The sequence below is a fragment of the Marinimicrobium sp. UBA4509 genome, from assembly GCF_002388575.1.
In the GTDB taxonomy this organism is placed as follows: Bacteria; Pseudomonadota; Gammaproteobacteria; order Pseudomonadales; family Cellvibrionaceae; genus Marinimicrobium; species Marinimicrobium koreense.
On record NZ_DGMV01000061.1, the window covers coordinates 12,447 to 13,172 of the forward strand.

Genomic DNA, 726 nt, shown 5'->3' on the forward strand with positions numbered 1-726 from the left:
GCCAGGGTGGCGGTGCAAGGCTGGCCCCGGTGGCCGCCTCGCCTCTGAGTGCCTGGGATGGCGCCCTGGTGATCAACTGGGAACGGCACCAACAGGGTCAACCGACCCTGGGGGGCGAACTCTGGTCCGACGACGAACTTCAGTTGGAGGCCCTGTTGGCCAAACAACCTTCCGCTGTGTTGTGGCAAGTGCCCGCCAATCGCTCCCCCTTGGGAGAGCTGGCCGACCTGGTCGCACAAGTAAGAAATGCCGGCGTGGCTCGACAGGGACTTCGGGCCATGGTGGATGCCCAGACCCAACCCGAGCGGCACCTGGCCAGTTGGCGTCAGTTCGCCGGTGAGCATCAGCTGCAATGGGTGACCGAATGAGCCGATCCGGATCGTCACACCCGACGCCCAGGCTGTGCGTGGTGGGCCACCCCAATCGGGGCAAGTCCTCGATCGTCTCGACTTTGACCGAGAACGACAGCGTGCGGATCAGCCCGGCTTCCGGTACCACGCGCCGGGCGGACCGGTTCGAGTTCTCGCTGGATGGCCGGGTGTTACTGACCTTGATCGATACGCCGGGTTTTCAGCGGGCGCGTCAGGTACAGGCCTGGCTGGAGCGTGAACCGGTCAGCCCCGGCGCACGGCCAGACCGGGTGCGCGCCTTCCTGGCGGAACCGGGACACACGGAGCGCTTTCCCGATGAAGTCGCTCTGCTCCGGCCGATCATGGAAGGTGCGGG

At 66.3% G+C, this 726-nt stretch carries 2 protein-coding genes; both read left to right on the plus strand.

The genetic code is table 11. The annotated features are described in order from the left end of the window. Positions 1-368: hypothetical protein (locus B3520_RS12080; protein ID WP_286876145.1), on the plus strand; the 368-nt coding region annotated here is incomplete at its 5' end. Next, positions 365-726: GTPase (locus B3520_RS12085; RefSeq protein WP_286876147.1), on the plus strand; the 362-nt coding region annotated here is incomplete at its 3' end. The genes B3520_RS12080 and B3520_RS12085, both read left to right, overlap by 4 nt.